Origin of the sequence: Scandinavium tedordense (assembly GCF_024764965.1) — a bacterium.
GTDB lineage: Bacteria > Pseudomonadota > Gammaproteobacteria > Enterobacterales > Enterobacteriaceae > Scandinavium > Scandinavium tedordense.
The window spans coordinates 271,057-288,022 of the sequence record NZ_JALIGG010000054.1 but is presented as its reverse complement, the minus strand read 5'-3'; the positions used below and the strand labels follow the sequence as shown (position 1 = coordinate 288,022).

Below are 16,966 nucleotides of genomic sequence, written 5' to 3'. Positions count from 1 at the left end.
GGCGAATTCTGACGCTGTGGAGCCGTAATGTCATTTAATATCGAAATCATCAAAGACAAAGTCCTGTCGGAAAATTACTTCGTTTTGCGCAACATCACCTACGATTTGACGCGCAAGGATGGAGAAATTGTGCGCCACAAACGCGAAGTCTACGATCGCGGTAACGGAGCCACCATTCTGCTGTACAACCCGCAAAAGAAAACCGTGGTGCTGGTGCGCCAGTTCCGCGTCGCGACGTGGGTCAACGGCAACGCCGACGGCAGATTAATCGAAACCTGTGCCGGGCTGCTCGATGACGATGAGCCAGAAGCCTGTATTCGCAAAGAAGCGGTGGAAGAAACCGGCTATCAGGTTGACGACGTGCGCAAAGTCTTCGAGCTGTACATGTCGCCGGGTGGCGTGACCGAACTGGTGCATTTCTTTGTCGCCGAATACCACGACAACCTGCGTGCTAACGCGGGCGGCGGTGTGGAAGATGAAGACATCGACGTACTGGAAATGCCTTTCGAACGTGCGCTGGCGATGGTTAAAAGCGGTGAAATTCGTGACGGCAAAGCGGTTATCCTGCTTCAATATCTGCAAAACGCCGGTTTAATGGACTAATCCGATTGAGTAAAAGGTGGCCGCCAGGTGAGGATACGCCGCACTAATCGGCGTTTTTTCTTCTGGGGTCAACTCGTGTCTTTTCGTTTGCTTTTTCTTTTGCTGCTGGTCGGGTTACCGTCGACGCTGACGTGGGCTGCGCCTGTGCAACAGGAATTCAGCGACTGGCAGGTGACCTGCAATAATCAGAATTTCTGTATAACGCGCAATATTGGCTTACACCACGGGCTGGTAATGTCGCTGACACGCAGCGCAGGTGCGCACAATGACTCAACCCTGCGCATCGAACTGGGCGGCCCGGAAAACCCGCTGCCGAAAATTCCCCCCATCGCCCCACGTTTGCTGCTGGATGGCTCGCCGTTAAAGCTGGCCGGTGAACACTGGCAGATTACGCCGTGGCATCTCAGCACTGGCGACAGTCCAACCATCAACACTTTCCTCCAGCATATTCAGAATGGACAGGCGCTGACGCTTGAAAAAGGCACGCAGAGCATCTCTTTGCAGGGGCTGAAAGCGGCGCTGCTGTTTATTGACGATCAGCAAAAGCGCGTCGGCAGCGAAACTGCGTGGATTGGCAAAGGTGACGAGCCACCGCTGAGCGTGCCGCCGGCTCCGGCACTGAAAACGGTGAAAAAAGTGAATCCAACGCCGACGCCGTTCAGCCGCGAAGAGTTTAACGATCTGCTCGATTACGGGACCTGGCGCATGAATAACAGCCAGTGCTCGCTGGATCCTCTGCGCCGCGAAGTGTGGGTTACGCCGCTTACCGACGATAAAGCGCTGCTGATGCTGACCTGCGAATCGGGGGCCTACAACACCATTTATCGGGCGTGGCTCGTCTCGCGACAGAAACCTTTTGTCGCACAGCCCATAAGGCTGCGCCTGCCGTTTCTGCCGCAGGAAAGTGACGAGCGCGACATCGAACTGGTCAATTTGACCTTCAATGACAAAACGCGTGAGCTGGAGACGCTGGATAAGGGCCGCGGTCAGGGCGACTGCGGCGTACAAACGCGCTGGCGTTATGACGGCCAGCGCTTTCGTCTGGTGCGCTACGCCGGGCAACCGGCCTGCGATAACTGGCAGGGGCCAGATGCATGGCCCACGTTGTGGATCACGCGTTAAAATCCGTCATAGTTTGGGCCGCAGAGACGTTGACTGCACTCTCGCACCCCAGTCACTTACGGTGTAAGCATCCTGGGGATGCGCTCCCTTGTCGCCTTCCTGCAACCCAAATTATTTAGGATTCGGACTTAGGATTTACGGGCTAATACCTTCTTCGCTTTCTCGACAACATTCTCCACCGTAAAGCCAAAGAACGGGAACAGCTTCTCGGCGGGCGCTGATTCGCCATAGGTGGTCATGCCGACAATCGCCCCTTTCAGGCCCACGTATTTATACCAGTAATCCGCAATCCCGGCTTCAACTGCCACGCGAGCGGAGACGTCCGACGGTAATACGGATTCACGATACGCCTCATCCTGCTTATCAAACACATCGGTAGAGGGCAGGGAAACCACCCGCACGCTATGCCCATCCGCCACCAGTTTTTCCGCTGCCAGCACGGTGATTTCCAGTTCTGACCCCGTCGCAATCAGGATAAGGTCCGGCTTGCCGCCCGAGTCTTTCAGCACATAGCCGCCGCGGGCAATGGCTTTCACCTGATCCGGCGAGCGTTCGATTTGCGCCAGATTCTGGCGGGACAAGATTAACGCCGTTGGGCCGTCGTGGCGTTCAATGGCTGCTTTCCACGCCACCGCGGTTTCCACTTGATCGCAAGGACGCCAGGTGCTGAAGTTTGGCGTCAGGCGCAGGCTGGCAAGCTGTTCAACCGCCTGGTGCGTCGGACCGTCTTCCCCAAGACCGATCGAGTCATGGGTGTATACCATAATTTGTCGCGCCTTCATCAGCGCCGCCATGCGCGCGGCGTTGCGGGCGTATTCCACGAACATCAGGAAGGTCGCGGTGTACGGCAAAAAGCCGCCGTGATGGGCGATACCGTTGGCGATGGCAGTCATACCGAATTCGCGCACGCCGTAATGAATGTAGTTCCCGGCCGGATCCTCTTTTAGTGAAACCGATTCTTTCCAGATAGTCAGGTTACTCGGCGCAAGATCAGCCGAACCGCCTAACAACTCTTTCAGATACGGGCCATAAACGTTAAGCGTGTTTTGTGATGCCTTACGGGTGGCGATTTTCGCCGGTTCCGACTGCAATGTCTCAATATACTTCTGGGTCAAGTTCTGCCAGTTATCCGGCAGTTTGCCACTCATGCGGCGCTCGAATTCAGCCGCCAGATCTGGGTGCGCTTTTTTATACGCCGAAAGTTTGTCATTCCAGCTATGCTGGGCTTTATCGCCTTTCTCGCGTGCGTCCCAGCCCTGATAAATCTCTTTCGGAATGTCAAACGCCGGGTATTTCCAGCCTAACTGTTTACGCGCCAGCGCCACTTCTTCTTCGCCGAGCGCAGAGCCGTGCGACTCCTCTTTCCCGGCTTTATTTGGTGAGCCGAAACCAATCACCGTCCTGCAGATAATCAGCGATGGTTTGTCCTTCACGCTTTGCGCTTCGATGATCGCTTTTTTCACCGCTTCCGGGTCGTGCCCATCGATTTCATGCACCACGTGCCAGTGATAGGCCTCGAACCGTTTGGCGGTGTCATCGGTAAACCAGCCTTCAGTATGGCCGTCAATCGAGATGCCATTGTGATCGTAAAAGCCGATAAGTTTGCCGAGGCCCAACGTTCCGGCCAGCGAACAGACTTCGTGCGAAATGCCTTCCATCAGACAGCCGTCACCCATAAACACATAGGTATAGTGATCGACGATGTCGTGGTCCGGCTGGTTAAACTGCGCCGCCAGCGTGCGCTCGGAAATCGCCATCCCGACGGCATTCGCCAGCCCCTGACCGAGCGGGCCAGTGGTGGTTTCGATGCCCGGCGTATAGCCCAGTTCCGGGTGTCCCGGCGTTTTGGAATGCAGCTGGCGGAAGTTTTTTAGCTCTTCCATTGGCAGGTCGTAACCGGTCAGATGCAGCAGGCTGTATTGCAGCATCGAGGCGTGACCGTTGGACAAAATAAAGCGGTCACGATCGTACCAGTGCGGGTCGGTCGGGTTGTGCTTGAGGAAATCATTCCACAGAACTTCGGCAATATCCGCCATCCCCATCGGGGCACCCGGGTGGCCGGAATTGGCTTTCTGCACAGCGTCCATACTCAGGGCGCGGATCGCGTTGGCTAGCTCTCTTCGGGACATAGCATTCTCCGTGGCAAAAGTTACAGTTTGGCGGCGAGTAAATCTTCCAGCTTGCGCTGGTCAACGGCGAACAGGCGAATACCTTCCGCCAGTTTGTCCACCGCCATTGGGTCCTGATTATGCTCCCAGCGAAATTGCGCTTCGGTGAGCGGGGCTGGGCGGTTAAAGAATTGCGCGGCCGGAATGAGTTTGCGGGTAACCGCTTCGTCTTTTTCCTGCAGCTCTTTCAGCAGCGGCGGGGCGATGGTCAAGCGGTCGCAGCCAGCCAGCGCCAGAATTTGCTCCGTGCGGCGGAAACTCGCGCCCATCACCACCGTGTTATAGCGGTGCTGCTTGAAGTAATCATAGATATTACGCACCGACTTCACGCCTGGATCTTCTTCCACAATGTACGGGTCCATCGGCTCGCGTTGCTGATACCAGTCGTAAATGCGCCCGACGAACGGGGAAATCAGGAACACGCCCGCTTCGGCGCAGGCGCGGGCCTGAGCGAAGGAAAACAGCAGCGTCAGATTGCAGTGAATGCCTTCTTTCTCCAGCACCTCGGCGGCGCGGATGCCTTCCCAGGTCGAAGCCAATTTGATCAGAATTCGGGATTTATCAACATCCTGGTCGGCATACAGCTGAACCAAATGTCGCGCTTTGGCGATGCTTTTGTCTTTATCAAACGATAGCCGGGCGTCCACTTCGGTGGAAACGCGTCCGGGGATGCTTTTCAGAATTTCGGCACCGAAATTAACCGCCAGCTTGTCGCAGGCGTCGATAACCTGCTGTTCGCGGCTGCTGCCCTGTTTTTTGGCAAACGCCACCGCGTCGTCAATCAGATGTGTGTAGTGTTCGAGGCCTGCGGCTTTCAGTAGCAGGGAAGGGTTGGTGGTGGCATCTTCCGGCTGATAATGGCGGATGGATTCGATATCGCCGCTGTCGGCGACCACCGTGGTGAACTTCTTGATACCGTCTAGCTGGTTCATGAAAAGAGACTCCTTAAAAAGCAAAGTGTTACACGAAGGCTCTCGCTAGCACTTTGGGGGAATTCAGGTCATGCCTAACTCAAAAGCATAGCAGACGGGCTCGTCTTGGTTTACGACACTGCGTAACAGGAGTGTTAAAAATTAATAACAAAATCGCGTTTTTGATGACGAGAGTATGGCAGCCTTCAAAGTTTACGAGACCGCGAAAGGGGATACTCAGGGGTTAGCACCGGGAACATATATCTCCTAATTCTGTGACGTAAAAGGAATCTAAAATGGATGACCAGTTAAAACAAAGCGCCCTCGATTTCCACCAATTCCCCACTCCAGGCAAAATTCAGGTCTCTCCGACCAAGCCACTCGCTACGCAGCGCGATCTGGCCCTGGCCTATTCACCGGGCGTGGCCGCCCCGTGCCTCGAAATCGAAAAAGACCCGCTGGCGGCATTTAAATATACCGCCCGTGGCAACCTGGTGGCGGTAGTCTCGAACGGCACCGCGGTGCTGGGCCTGGGCAATATCGGCGCACTGGCTGGTAAGCCCGTCATGGAAGGGAAAGGGGTGCTGTTCAAAAAATTTGCCGGGATTGACGTCTTCGATATCGAAATCGACGAACTCGATCCGGACAAGCTGATTGACGTTATCGCCGCGCTGGAGCCAACGTTTGGTGGCATCAACCTTGAAGACATCAAAGCGCCGGAGTGCTTCTACATCGAACAGAAGCTGCGCGAGCGGATGAAAATCCCGGTCTTCCACGATGACCAACACGGCACGGCGATTATCAGTACTGCAGCCATTCTCAATGGTTTGCGCGTGGTTGAGAAAAATCTCTCTGACGTGCGGATGGTGGTGTCCGGTGCGGGTGCGGCGGCAATCGCCTGTATGAACCTGCTGGTGGTGCTGGGGATGCAGAAGCACAATATCGTGGTTTGCGATTCCAAAGGCGTTATCTACAAAGACCGCGAACCCAATATGGCGGAAACCAAAGCCGCGTATGCGGTGGATGACGACGGCAAGCGCACGCTGGATGACGTAATTGATGGCGCGGATATCTTCCTTGGCTGTTCAGGCCCGAAAGTGCTGACCCAGGAAATGGTCAAGAAAATGGCGCGGGCGCCGATGATCCTTGCCCTGGCGAACCCGGAGCCAGAGATTCTGCCACCGCTGGCAAAAGAAGTGCGCCCGGACGCGATCATCTGCACCGGCCGCTCCGATTACCCGAACCAGGTGAACAACGTGCTGTGCTTCCCGTTCATCTTCCGTGGCGCGCTGGACGTTGGTGCCACCGCGATTAACGAAGAGATGAAGCTGGCAGCGGTTCACGCCATTGCCGAACTGGCGCATGCCGAGCAGAGTGAAGTGGTGGCGTCGGCGTATGGCGATCAGGATCTGAGCTTCGGCCCGGAATACATCATTCCAAAACCGTTCGATCCACGCCTGATCGTTAAGATCGCACCGGCAGTGGCCAAGGCGGCGATGGATTCCGGCGTGGCGACGCGTCCGATTGCCGATTTTGCCGCCTATGAAGAGAAGCTGAGCGAGTTCGTCTACAAAACCAACCTGTTCATGAAGCCAATTTTCTCTCAGGCGCGAAAAGAGCCGAAACGCGTTGTGCTGGCGGAAGGTGAAGACACCCGCGTACTGCATGCGACTCAGGAGTTAATCACACTGGGTCTCGCGAAGCCGATTCTGATTGGTCGTCCGAATGTGATTGAAATGCGCCTGCAGAAATTGGGGCTGCAAATGAAGCCGGGCATCGATTTCGATATTGTGAATAACGAATCCGATCCGCGCTTTAAAGAGTACTGGATGGAGTACTACAACATCATGAAGCGCCGTGGGATCACCCAGGAGCAGGCGCAGCGCCATGTCATCAGCAACACCACGGTGATTGGTGCGATCATGGTTCAGCGCGGCGAAGCGGATGCGCTGATTTGTGGGACCATCGGTGATTATCACGAGCACTTTAGCGTGATTCAGCAACTGTTCGGCTATCGCGACGGCGTGCATACCGCTGGGGCGATGAACGCGCTGCTGCTGCCGAGCGGCAACACCTTTATCGCTGATACCTACGTAAACGACGATCCGACGCCGGAACAGCTGGCCGAAATCACGTTGATGGCGGCTGAAACCGTGCGTCGTTTCGGCATTGAACCACGCGTGGCGCTGCTGTCACATTCGAACTTTGGTTCGTCCAACTGTGCGGCAGCGACCAAAATGCGTCAGACCCTCGACCTGGTGCGAGCCAGTGCGCCAGAGCTGATGATTGATGGTGAAATGCACGGTGACGCCGCGCTGGTGGAAAGCATCCGCCACGATCGTATGCCGGACAGCCCGTTGAAAGGCGCAGCGAATATTCTGGTGATGCCGAATATGGAAGCGGCGCGTATCAGCTACAACCTGCTGCGCGTGTCGTGCTCGGAAGGTGTAACCGTCGGGCCGGTACTGATGGGCGTGGCGAAACCGGTGCATATTCTGACGCCAATCGCGTCGGTGCGTCGTATCGTCAATATGGTCGCGCTGGCGGTGGTTGAAGCACAGACCGAGCCGCTGTAATAGCCATTACCCTCACCCTCTCCCTGGATGGGAGGGGGATCGACTTTCTCCCTCGCTTTAAGAGATCAAGGGAACGTCTTTTCTCTCTCGCTTTAAGAGACCAAGGGAACGTCTTTTCTCTCTCGCTTTAAGAGATCAAGGGAACGTCTTTTCTCTCTCGCTTTAAGAGATGAAGGGAACGTCTTTTCTCCCTCGTTTTAAGAGATCAAGGGAACGTCTTTTCTCCCTCGTTATAAGAGATCAAGGGAACGTCTTTTCTCCCTCGCCCCTATGGGGAGAGGGCCGGGGTGAGGGGATAAATTACACCCAGTCCCGAACGTGAATAAACTCACTCAAGGCAGCCTCAGGGCTGCCTTCTTCTGGCTGGTAGTTGTATTCCCAGCGCACCAGCGGCGGCATCGACATCAGAATCGACTCCGTACGCCCTCCGGTCTGTAAACCAAATAGCGTGCCGCGATCCCATACCAGATTGAATTCCACGTACCGGCCCCGGCGGTAAAGCTGGAAGTCGCGCTCGCGATCGCTGTAAGCCAGCGCTTTGCGACGTTCGACAATCGGCAGATAGGCTTCGGTATAGCCGTCGCCCACGGCTTGCATAAACGCAAAGCATTGGTCGAAATCTGGCGTATTCAGGTCGTCAAAGAACAGGCCGCCGATACCGCGCTGTTCGTTGCGGTGCTTGAGGTAGAAGTAATCGTCGCACCATTTTTTGTAGCGCGGATACACTTCGTCTCCGAACGGCTGACACAGGTCCCGGGCGACGGTGTGCCAGTGCACGGCGTCTTCCTCAAAACCGTAGTACGGCGTTAAATCAAAACCGCCGCCAAACCACCACACCGGATCGGCGCCTGGTTTTTCAGCAATGAAGAACCGCACGTTGGCGTGGCTGGTGGGCAAAAATGGATTGCGGGGATGGACGACCAGCGAAACGCCCATCGCTTCAAAACGACGACCCGCCAGCTCCGGGCGGTGCGCCGTCGCTGACGCAGGCATTGCATCGCCGTAAACGTGAGAGAAATTCACGCCCGCTTGTTCGAATACGCCGCCGTCGCGCATCACGCGGCTACGCCCGCCGCCGCCCGCATCGCGCTGCCAGTTATCTTCAACAAACGCACAGCCATCGACTGCCGCAAGTTGCTGGCAAATACGGTCCTGGAGTGTCAGTAAAAAAGCTTTTACCTGTGCGGCATCCGGTTTCATTAACGTCTCTTCACGTGTGCTTTCTGGTTATCGAACCAGCTGAAATAACTGATGATGCCCGAAGCAATCGCGTTGGCGATTTTCTGACGAAACGCGGTGGTGCCAAGCAACCTCTCTTCACCCGGGTTGGTGATAAACGAGGTTTCGACCAGCACGGATGGAATTGACGGTGATTTCAGCACCACAAATGCAGCCTGTTCAGTGCTGCGGCTGTGCAGGCGATGCACCGGTTTAATTTGCTTTAAAATGTGCGAGCCGAGCGTCAAACTGTTCTTAATAGTGTCAGTTTGCACCAGATCGAACAGCACCTGCTGTAACAGGTGATCTTTATCCATCGCTTTTTTACCTGCCAGCTCATCGGCGGCGTTTTCCTTATCGGAAAGGTATTTTGCCATGGCGCTACTGGCCCCGCGATTTGACAGGGCAAACACCGAAGCTCCCGCAGCGCTCGGGTTAGTGAAGCCGTCGGCATGGATCGACATAAACAGATCTGCCCCGTGCTTGTGGGCGATTTCCACGCGGTCATACAGGGGAATAAAGGTGTCGCCGGTGCGAGTCAGGTGGGCATCAATGCCGTGACTGCGCAGAATGGAACGCACGTTTTTGGCTATCGCCAGCACCACGTGTTTTTCTTTCGAACCGCTGTGGCCGATGGCGCCCGTGTCAATGCCACCGTGACCCGGATCGAGCATCACGACGCGACGAGCACCGGATTTTTTAGCCGCGGGTTTACTGTGACCATTACTGGTTTTCAGCGTTCCATCTTTGGCGATAGCGTTTGACATGCCGGATAGCGTCAGCGCGGCCAGTCCGGCTTTTAGCACCTGGCGGCGAGATGCGAGTGTCTTTAGGGGTTTAAAAGTGCTCATGCGGCCCGATTTGTAAAAATAAATATTCCATGTGTTATATCGTATCGTGTTTTCCGTTACGACAATCTGGGGTGAGAATTGTTTTACTTTTCATTTCAATACGTGACAATGCAACATTATGCCATTTTTTTGACCGTTATTCGTCAGATATTGGATAATTAGGACGTTCGCGCCATAATCACTGTTTTTAAACCTGAAAAGATGGGCAATACCATGGAGATACGCGTTTTTCGCCAGTCCGATTTCGAAGAGGTTATTACGCTCTGGGAGCGCTGTGACCTGCTACGCCCATGGAATGACCCGGAAATGGATATCGAACGTAAGCTAAACCATGACGTTAGCCTTTTTTTGGTGGCGGAAGTGAATGGCGAAGTGGTCGGCACCGTGATGGGGGGTTACGACGGCCACCGCGGTTCGGCGTATTATCTCGGCGTGCATCCGGAATATCGCGGACGCGGCATTGCCAATGCGTTGCTGAATCGTCTCGAGAAAAAACTGATTGCCCGTGGCTGTCCGAAATTACAGATAATGGTCCGTGAAGATAACGATATGGTGCAGGGCATGTACGAGCGCCTGGGCTATGAGCATGCGGATGTGGTCGTGCTCGGGAAGCGTTTGATAGAAGATGAAGAATACTGATTTTTTGCCGTCGGCATACGATGGTCATGGGCGGCTACGGCTGCCTTTTGTGTTTTGGTGTGTCCTGTTATTACAGGCGCGTGCTTGGGTGGTGTTTGTGATGGCCGGGGCGTCGCGTCAGCAGGGCGGGACGCTACTGGATCTGTTTTACCCCGATCATGACAATTTCTGGATTGGCCTGCTGCCCGGCGTCCCTGCGGTACTCGCCTTTCTCCTGAGCGGGCGGCGACACCAGCTTCCACGTCTGTGGCCGCTAATGCGCTGGATACTTATTCTCGCGCAGCTGGTGCTGTTATTCTGGCAACCGCTGCTGTGGTGGCAGGGCGAACCGCTGAGCGGTATGGGTCTGGCGCTGGTCATTGTGGACGGCTTTGCTCTCTGGTGGCTGCTTAGCAACCCCCGTTTACGCGCCTGCTTTTCCTTACAAGAGGATTAATGGCACTTTTTTGCCATTCTGGACTCCAACAGGCGTTGTGTTGACATACAAAGGATCCTCGAATGAAATCAATGCGTTTATTGCTCTGCGCGCTGCCTCTGGCCTTAACCGGCTGTGCCACCGTCAGTAATGGCTTTAATTCTGTGCCCTGGTCGGCGGCGAATCCGTGGAACTGGTTTGGTTCCTCAACGGAAGTGACGGAGCAGGGCGTCGGTGATTTGACTGCCTCCACACCGCTGAATGAAGAGGCCATCAACGATGCACTCGACGGTGATTACCGCGTGCGTAGCGGCATGAAAACTGACAAAGGCACCATCGTAAAATATTTCGAAGCGCTGAAAGACGATAAGGTTGAACTGGTGGTAAATGGCGAGGGCGGAAGTATCAGCCGGATTGACGTCATGGACAGTGACATCCCGGTAGCCGATGGTGCAAAAATTGGTACGCCGTTCAGCGAGGTGTACAGCAAAGCGTTTGGCAACTGTGAAAAAGCCAGCGGTGAAGATAGCGCCAGCGTCGAGTGTAAAGTCAAAGATAGCCAGCATATCAGCTATATCTTTAGCGGCAGTTGGGGTGGCCCGCAGGAACTGATGCCACCGGATGACTCTCTGAAATTCTGGAAAGTCAGCAAGATTATCTGGCGCCGTTAATTTGCGTCTGAACAAGCCGCCGCCTGAAAAATGCGGGTATAATGCCCGCCATCAATAATGCCACGAGACCGTGGCATCTTTTTTTCAGTCTTTCAGGAGAAGCAGCGATGTCTCAGGTTCAGAGCGGCATTTTGCCGGAACATTGCCGGGCGGCGATTTGGATTGAAGCCAATGTCAAAGGGGACGTCAACGCCCTGCGTGAATGCAGCCGGGTATTTGCCGATAAGCTGGCAACCTTTGAAGCGAAATTCCCCGACGCCCATCTCGGCGCAGTGGTGGCGTTTGGTCACGACACCTGGCGTAGCCTGAGCGGCGGCGTGGGTGCTGAAGAGCTGAAAAATTTCACTCCCTACGGCAAGGGCCTCGCACCCGCAACGCAATACGATGTGCTGTTCCACATTCTCTCCCTGCGTCATGACGTGAACTTCTCCGTCGCGCAGGCGGCGCTGGAAGCCTTTGGCGACGCTATCGAAGTCAAAGATGAAATACACGGTTTCCGTTGGGTCGAAGAGCGTGACCTCAGTGGTTTCGTTGACGGGACCGAAAACCCGGCGGGCGAAGAAACGCGTCGCGACGTGGCGGTGATAGCCGATGGTGCGGATGCGGGCGGCAGCTACGTGTTTGTCCAGCGCTGGGAGCACAATCTCAAGCAGCTGAACCGGATGAGTATTGCGGATCAGGAAATGATGATTGGGCGAACTAAAGAAGCCAATGAAGAGATCGACGGAGACGATCGTCCGGAAACCTCACACCTGACGCGCGTTGACCTGAAAGAGAACGGTAAAGGCCTGAAAATCGTTCGTCAGAGCCTGCCGTACGGCGCCGCCAGCGGCACGCACGGTTTATACTTCTGCGCCTACTGCGCGCGTCTTTACAACATTGAGCAGCAGCTGCTGAGCATGTTCGGCGATACCGACGGGAAGCGCGATGCGATGCTGCGGTTCACCAAACCGGTGACCGGTGGCTACTACTTCGCGCCGTCGCTGGATAAATTGCTGGCACTTTAATCGTGATGCCCGATGGCGTTTCGCTTATCGGGCCTGGGAACCCTGTAGGTCTGGCAGGCTAGCGCCTACAGGCGTTCCAAATTCCGCTATAACAACCCTTTATCGATAAACGTCTGGCGCGTGGCGACGTTTAAATCATACTCGCCGAGCCTGTCCGGGCTGACCCACGCAATTTCCTGAAACTCCTCGTTAAACGTCACCTCACGATTGGCACTGATGCAGTCGAACATCAGGTAAATCATGTAAATCTGTTCTTTGCTGCCGTCGGCGTAAGTTTTGATGCGGGTGTCGTCGCGGAAATGCCACGGGATGATTTTCTCGATGCGCAACTTTTCGCCCAGCTCTTCGCCTATTTCGCGCAGCAGCGCCTGCTCCATCGTTTCACCGGGCTCCATACCCCCACCCGAAAGCGCCCACTGGCCGGGAAATACACCGCGGTCATCGGCCATTTTACACAGCAGGTACTCACCGTTATTCTGAATAATCGGGCAGACAATCGTCCTTTGGCGCATCAGTTCGTCCTCATTGCGGGTTTCGTCCAGTGTACCAAATCGGTTGGTCAATGAACGCCAAAAAACCCTTATTCTGTTTTCAACTTCCAAATCACCAAACGGTATATAAAACCGTTACAGCTTTCATCCTCGATATAAATATTATGGCAGTCGATAGTCATCACATTTATAAGGGTGCGCAATGGCCGTTAAATCACTGAAAAAAGGAACGCTGGCGCTGGGAGCCTTGCTGCTGCTGGCGACTCAGGCGCAGGCAACCGAGTTGCTGAACAGTTCCTATGATGTTTCCCGCGAGCTGTTTGCTGCCCTGAATCCACCGTTTGAACAACAGTGGGCGAAGGATAATGGCGGCGATAAGCTCAACATAAAGCAATCCCACGCCGGTTCTTCCAAACAGGCGCTGGCGATTTTGCAGGGATTGAAGGCCGATGTGGTGACCTACAACCAGGTGACGGACGTGCAGATCCTGCATGACAAAGGCAACCTGATCCCGGCGAACTGGCAGAGCCGTTTGCCGAATAACAGTTCTCCGTTCTATTCGACCATGGCGTTCCTGGTGCGCAAGGGCAACCCGAAGAATATTCACAGCTGGAACGACCTGGTGCGCCCGGACGTACAGTTGGTATTCCCGAACCCGAAAACCTCCGGCAACGGGCGTTATACCTATCTGGCGGCCTGGGGTGCAGCGGCTAAAGCCGACGGAAATGATAACGCCAAAACCGAAAAGTTCATGACTCAGTTCCTGAAAAACGTTCAGGTGTTTGATACCGGCGGGCGTGGCGCGACGACTACCTTCGTTGAACGTGGGTTGGGCGATGTGCTGATCACCTTCGAATCCGAAGTGAACAACATCCGCAAACAGTACGCAGACCAGGGCTTCGAAGTCGTGGTGCCGAAAACCAATATTCTGGCCGAATTCCCGGTGACGTGGGTCGACAAAAACGTGAAAGCCAACGGCACGGAAAAAGCGGCGAAGGCGTATCTGACCTGGCTGTACAGCCCGCAGGCGCAAACCATCATCACTGATTACTACTACCGCGTGAACAATCCGGCGGTGATGGATAAGCTGAAAGACAAATTCCCGCAGACTGACCTGTTCCGCGTGGAAGACCAGTTCGGCTCGTGGCCGAACGCGATGAAAACCCATTTCGCCAGCGGTGGTGAGCTGGATAAGCTGTTAGCAGCGGGGCATAAGTAATGTTTGCTGTTTCTTCCAGACGCGTGCTGCCGGGCTTTACCTTAAGCCTCGGCACCAGTCTGCTTTTTGTATGCCTGATTTTGCTGTTGCCACTCAGTGCGCTGGTGATGCAGCTGGCGCAAATGAGCTGGGCGCAATACTGGGAAGTCATCACCAATCCTCAGGTGGTTGCGGCCTATAAAGTGACACTGCTGTCGGCATTTGTAGCCTCAATTTTTAACGGCGTGTTCGGCTTGCTGATGGCCTGGATCCTCACGCGCTACCGTTTCCCGGGCCGCACGTTGCTTGATGCGCTGATGGATCTACCGTTTGCGTTGCCGACGGCAGTGGCGGGTTTAACTCTCGCATCGCTGTTTTCCGTCAACGGTTTCTACGGTGAGTGGTTGGCGAAGTTTGATATCAAAGTGACCTATACCTGGCTCGGCATTGCCGTGGCGATGGCGTTCACCAGCATTCCGTTTGTGGTGCGCACCGTTCAGCCGGTACTGGAAGAACTGGGGCCGGAATACGAAGAAGCGGCAGAAACGCTGGGCGCAACACGGATTCAGAGCTTCTGCAAAGTCGTACTCCCGGAGCTTTCTCCGGCGCTGCTGGCGGGCGTGGCGCTGTCATTTACCCGCAGTTTGGGGGAGTTCGGCGCGGTGATTTTCATCGCCGGGAACATCGCCTGGAAAACGGAAGTGACGTCACTGATGATTTTTGTGCGCTTACAGGAATTTGATTATCCGGCGGCGAGCGCGATTGCGTCTGTTATCCTCGGCGCGTCGTTGCTGCTGCTGTTCTCCATCAACACCTTGCAGAGTCGCTTTGGTCGACGTGTGGTAGGTCACTAATGGCGGAAGTTACGCAATTGAAACGCTATGACGCTCCCCGTATCAATTGGGGAAAATGGTTTCTGATCGGTACCGGCATACTGGTGTCAGCCTTCATTCTGCTGGTGCCGATGATTTATATCTTCGTTGAGGCGTTCAGCAAAGGATTGATGCCCGTGCTGCACAACCTGGCGGACCCGGACATGCTGCACGCCATCTGGCTGACGGTGATGATTGCGCTGATAACGGTGCCGGTTAACCTGGTGTTCGGCACGCTGCTGGCCTGGCTGGTAACGCGCTTTAATTTTCCTGGCCGTCAGTTGCTGCTGACGCTGCTGGACATTCCGTTCGCGGTTTCACCGGTAGTCGCGGGCCTGGTCTATTTGCTGTTTTACGGATCGAATGGCCCGCTCGGTGGCTGGCTTGATGAACATAATTTGCAGGTGATGTTTGCCTGGCCGGGCATGGTGCTGGCGACGATTTTCGTGACCTGTCCGTTTGTGGTGCGCGAGCTGGTGCCGGTGATGTTGAGCCAGGGCAGTCATGAAGATGAGGCCGCTATTTTGCTGGGAGCGTCCGGTTGGCAGATGTTCCGCCGAGTGACGCTGCCGAACATCCGTTGGGCGCTGTTGTACGGTGTGGTATTGACCAATGCCCGCGCAATCGGTGAGTTTGGCGCGGTGTCTGTCGTGTCCGGCTCAATCCGCGGTGAAACGCTGTCGCTGCCGCTACAAATTGAATTACTCCAGCAGGATTACAATACCGTCGGTTCGTTCACCGCTGCGGCCCTGCTGACGTTAATGGCTATCGTGACCCTGTTTTTGAAGAGTGTGGTGCAGTGGCGCCTGGAGAATCAGGAAAAACGCGCGCATCAGGAGACGCATCATGAGCATTGAAATTGCCAGCATTAAGAAATCGTTTGGGCGCACTCAGGTGCTGAATGATATCTCCCTGGATATTCCGTCCGGGCAGATGGTGGCGCTACTGGGGCCGTCCGGTTCGGGTAAAACGACGCTGCTGCGTATTATTGCCGGGCTCGAACATCAGACCAGCGGGCAGATTCGCTTCCAGGGCACGGACGTGAGTCGTCTTCATGCCCGTGACCGTAAGGTCGGTTTCGTGTTCCAGCACTACGCGTTGTTCCGTCACATGACAGTGTTCGACAACATCGCGTTTGGCCTGACGGTGCTTCCGCGTCGTGAACGTCCGAATTCGGCGCAAATCAAAGCCAAAGTGACCAAGCTGCTGGAAATGGTACAGCTGGCGCATCTGGCCGATCGTTTCCCGGCACAGCTCTCCGGCGGGCAAAAGCAGCGCGTGGCGTTGGCCCGTGCGCTGGCGGTTGAACCACAAATTCTGCTGCTCGACGAACCGTTTGGTGCGCTGGACGCCCAGGTGCGTAAAGAGCTGCGTCGTTGGCTGCGTCAGCTTCACGAAGAGCTGAAATTCACCAGCGTTTTCGTGACCCACGATCAGGAAGAGGCGATGGAAGTCGCGGATCGCGTGGTGGTGATGAGCCAGGGTAACATCGAGCAGGTTGATGCACCGGAACAGGTGTGGCGTGAGCCTGCGACCCGTTTCGTGCTTGAATTTATGGGCGAGGTGAATCGTCTGAAAGGCACCCTCCGCGGCGGGCAGTTCCACGTCGGTGCGCACCGTTGGCCGCTCGGCTATACGCCTGCGTATCAAGGTCCGGTTGATTTGTTCCTGCGTCCGTGGGAAGTCGACGTCAGCCGTCGTACCAGCCTCGATTCTCCGCTGCCTGTACAGGTGCTGGAAGCGAGCCCGAAAGGGCATTATACCCAACTGGTGGTGCAGCCTCTCGGCTGGTATGACGAACCGCTGACCGTGGTGATGCGCGACGAAGTACCGCAGCGCGGAGACCGCCTGTTTGTCGGACTTCAGCATGCGCGCCTTTATAACGGCACCGAACGCATCGAAGGGATCGATGAGGTCTCGTCGCTGGTGCTGGCCGAAACGGCCTGATCCCTTTCAAACCATTCGAAAAAGGTCCATGGATAACATGGGCCTTTTTTATTTCTACTGATTTAATCACCTGTGGCAGTAATGAATAAAAGTGAAAGGAAGGTCACAGGGAATTACGTGTGGCTGCCATTCCAGCGTAATGACTTGTCACCCTTATTGCTGTTTAATGGAAATGTGGCACAGGAAACTTAAGTCATATTAAACGTAAGGATATAACCACATTCTCGTGAGGTTAGCATGGTCGATATTAAGCAGTGTGAAGATTTCTTCCCCTCCG

At 55.1% G+C, this 16,966-nt stretch carries 16 protein-coding genes; 11 read left to right on the top strand and 5 right to left on the bottom strand.

All coding sequences use genetic code 11. From position 1 onward, the window contains the following. The first annotated feature begins 27 nt into the window (after positions 1-27). Positions 28-603, top strand: a complete 576-nt coding sequence (gene nudK, locus MUU46_RS10345) for a GDP-mannose pyrophosphatase NudK (protein WP_159760617.1) — start codon at positions 28-30, stop codon at positions 601-603. A gap of 75 nt (positions 604-678) precedes the next feature. Continuing rightward, positions 679-1,725, top strand: a complete 1,047-nt coding sequence (locus tag MUU46_RS10340; RefSeq protein ID WP_258965472.1) for a DUF1176 domain-containing protein — start codon at positions 679-681, stop codon at positions 1,723-1,725. Between the two features lie 128 nt (positions 1,726-1,853). On the opposite strand, the gene tkt is transcribed toward MUU46_RS10340, so the two are convergent. Both tkt and tal read right to left on the bottom strand, forming a co-directional pair. Next, positions 1,854-3,854, bottom strand: a complete 2,001-nt coding sequence (tkt, locus tag MUU46_RS10335) for a transketolase (protein ID WP_159760613.1) — start codon at positions 3,852-3,854, stop codon at positions 1,854-1,856. Between the two features lie 20 nt (positions 3,855-3,874). Continuing rightward, positions 3,875-4,825: a transaldolase gene (tal, locus tag MUU46_RS10330; RefSeq protein WP_159760611.1), complete on the bottom strand. Its 951-nt coding sequence runs from the start codon at positions 4,823-4,825 to the stop codon at positions 3,875-3,877. Positions 4,826-5,100: 275 nt separating this feature from the next. Between tal and maeB the strand changes: the two genes are divergently transcribed. Further along, positions 5,101-7,380, top strand: coding sequence for an NADP-dependent oxaloacetate-decarboxylating malate dehydrogenase (gene maeB, locus MUU46_RS10325; RefSeq protein WP_258965471.1), 2,280 nt, complete (start codon positions 5,101-5,103; stop codon positions 7,378-7,380). Between the two features lie 300 nt (positions 7,381-7,680). Here maeB and hemF read toward each other — a convergent pair whose 3' ends face one another. Together hemF and amiA are read right to left on the bottom strand one after the other, a co-directional pair. Continuing rightward, positions 7,681-8,580, bottom strand: coding sequence for an oxygen-dependent coproporphyrinogen oxidase (hemF, locus tag MUU46_RS10320; RefSeq protein WP_258965470.1), 900 nt, complete (start codon positions 8,578-8,580; stop codon positions 7,681-7,683). After that, positions 8,580-9,449, bottom strand: coding sequence for an N-acetylmuramoyl-L-alanine amidase AmiA (gene amiA, locus MUU46_RS10315; RefSeq protein WP_258965469.1), 870 nt, complete (start codon positions 9,447-9,449; stop codon positions 8,580-8,582). The genes hemF and amiA overlap by 1 nt, the downstream gene beginning before the upstream one ends. A 213-nt stretch (positions 9,450-9,662) precedes the next feature. On the opposite strand from amiA, the gene MUU46_RS10310 reads away from it, so the two are divergent. From MUU46_RS10310 to MUU46_RS10295, 4 genes are all read left to right on the top strand, one after another. Further along, positions 9,663-10,088, top strand: a complete 426-nt coding sequence (locus MUU46_RS10310) for a GNAT family acetyltransferase (protein ID WP_159760603.1) — start codon at positions 9,663-9,665, stop codon at positions 10,086-10,088. After that, positions 10,075-10,524, top strand: a complete 450-nt coding sequence (locus MUU46_RS10305) for a DUF2919 domain-containing protein (protein WP_258965468.1) — start codon at positions 10,075-10,077, stop codon at positions 10,522-10,524. Before MUU46_RS10310 ends, MUU46_RS10305 begins: the two co-directional genes overlap by 14 nt. A 62-nt stretch (positions 10,525-10,586) precedes the next feature. Beyond that, entirely contained in the window at positions 10,587-11,174 is a 588-nt protein-coding gene (locus tag MUU46_RS10300; protein ID WP_258965467.1) for an RpoE-regulated lipoprotein, read from the top strand. Positions 11,175-11,281: 107 nt separating this feature from the next. Beyond that, positions 11,282-12,181 (top strand): Dyp-type peroxidase, encoded by a 900-nt coding sequence (locus tag MUU46_RS10295; protein ID WP_258965466.1) that lies wholly within the window; start codon positions 11,282-11,284, stop codon positions 12,179-12,181. Positions 12,182-12,267: 86 nt separating this feature from the next. On the opposite strand, the gene nudI is transcribed toward MUU46_RS10295, so the two are convergent. Then, positions 12,268-12,693: a nucleoside triphosphatase NudI gene (gene nudI / locus MUU46_RS10290; RefSeq protein WP_159760591.1), complete on the bottom strand. Its 426-nt coding sequence runs from the start codon at positions 12,691-12,693 to the stop codon at positions 12,268-12,270. Between the two features lie 181 nt (positions 12,694-12,874). On the opposite strand from nudI, the gene cysP reads away from it, so the two are divergent. From cysP to cysA, 4 genes are read left to right on the top strand one after another with little or no spacing between them, the layout of a single operon-like run. Next, positions 12,875-13,891 carry a thiosulfate ABC transporter substrate-binding protein CysP gene (gene cysP, locus MUU46_RS10285; protein ID WP_258965465.1) on the top strand — a complete coding sequence of 339 codons (1,017 nt, stop codon included), beginning with the start codon at positions 12,875-12,877 and terminating at the stop codon, positions 13,889-13,891. After that, positions 13,891-14,724, top strand: a complete 834-nt coding sequence (gene cysT / locus MUU46_RS10280) for a sulfate/thiosulfate ABC transporter permease CysT (protein WP_159760587.1) — start codon at positions 13,891-13,893, stop codon at positions 14,722-14,724. Before cysP ends, cysT begins: the two co-directional genes overlap by 1 nt. Then, the gene (gene cysW, locus MUU46_RS10275; protein ID WP_159760585.1) at positions 14,724-15,599 is read left to right on the top strand and encodes a sulfate/thiosulfate ABC transporter permease CysW; all 876 of its coding nucleotides are present in this window, start codon (positions 14,724-14,726) and stop codon (positions 15,597-15,599) included. Before cysT ends, cysW begins: the two co-directional genes overlap by 1 nt. Beyond that, entirely contained in the window at positions 15,589-16,689 is a 1,101-nt protein-coding gene (gene cysA, locus MUU46_RS10270) for a sulfate/thiosulfate ABC transporter ATP-binding protein CysA (protein WP_159760583.1), read from the top strand. Before cysW ends, cysA begins: the two co-directional genes overlap by 11 nt. Positions 16,690-16,966: the final 277 nt, after the last annotated feature.

Bases quoted from the DNA above. Each gene is read 5' to 3' on its own strand.
- nudK (WP_159760617.1), top strand. From the start codon at position 28: ATGTCATTTAATATCGAAATCATCAAAGACAAAGTCCTGTCGGAAAAT.
- tkt (WP_159760613.1), bottom strand. From the start codon at position 3,854: ATGTCCCGAAGAGAGCTAGCCAACGCGATCCGCGCCCTGAGTATGGAC.
- tal (WP_159760611.1), bottom strand. From the start codon at position 4,825: ATGAACCAGCTAGACGGTATCAAGAAGTTCACCACGGTGGTCGCCGAC.
- maeB (WP_258965471.1), top strand. From the start codon at position 5,101: ATGGATGACCAGTTAAAACAAAGCGCCCTCGATTTCCACCAATTCCCC.
- hemF (WP_258965470.1), bottom strand. From the start codon at position 8,580: ATGAAACCGGATGCCGCACAGGTAAAAGCTTTTTTACTGACACTCCAG.
- amiA (WP_258965469.1), bottom strand. From the start codon at position 9,449: ATGAGCACTTTTAAACCCCTAAAGACACTCGCATCTCGCCGCCAGGTG.
- MUU46_RS10310 (WP_159760603.1), top strand. From the start codon at position 9,663: ATGGAGATACGCGTTTTTCGCCAGTCCGATTTCGAAGAGGTTATTACG.
- MUU46_RS10305 (WP_258965468.1), top strand. From the start codon at position 10,075: ATGAAGAATACTGATTTTTTGCCGTCGGCATACGATGGTCATGGGCGG.
- MUU46_RS10300 (WP_258965467.1), top strand. From the start codon at position 10,587: ATGAAATCAATGCGTTTATTGCTCTGCGCGCTGCCTCTGGCCTTAACC.
- MUU46_RS10295 (WP_258965466.1), top strand. From the start codon at position 11,282: ATGTCTCAGGTTCAGAGCGGCATTTTGCCGGAACATTGCCGGGCGGCG.
- nudI (WP_159760591.1), bottom strand. From the start codon at position 12,693: ATGCGCCAAAGGACGATTGTCTGCCCGATTATTCAGAATAACGGTGAG.
- cysP (WP_258965465.1), top strand. From the start codon at position 12,875: ATGGCCGTTAAATCACTGAAAAAAGGAACGCTGGCGCTGGGAGCCTTG.
- cysT (WP_159760587.1), top strand. From the start codon at position 13,891: ATGTTTGCTGTTTCTTCCAGACGCGTGCTGCCGGGCTTTACCTTAAGC.
- cysW (WP_159760585.1), top strand. From the start codon at position 14,724: ATGGCGGAAGTTACGCAATTGAAACGCTATGACGCTCCCCGTATCAAT.
- cysA (WP_159760583.1), top strand. From the start codon at position 15,589: ATGAGCATTGAAATTGCCAGCATTAAGAAATCGTTTGGGCGCACTCAG.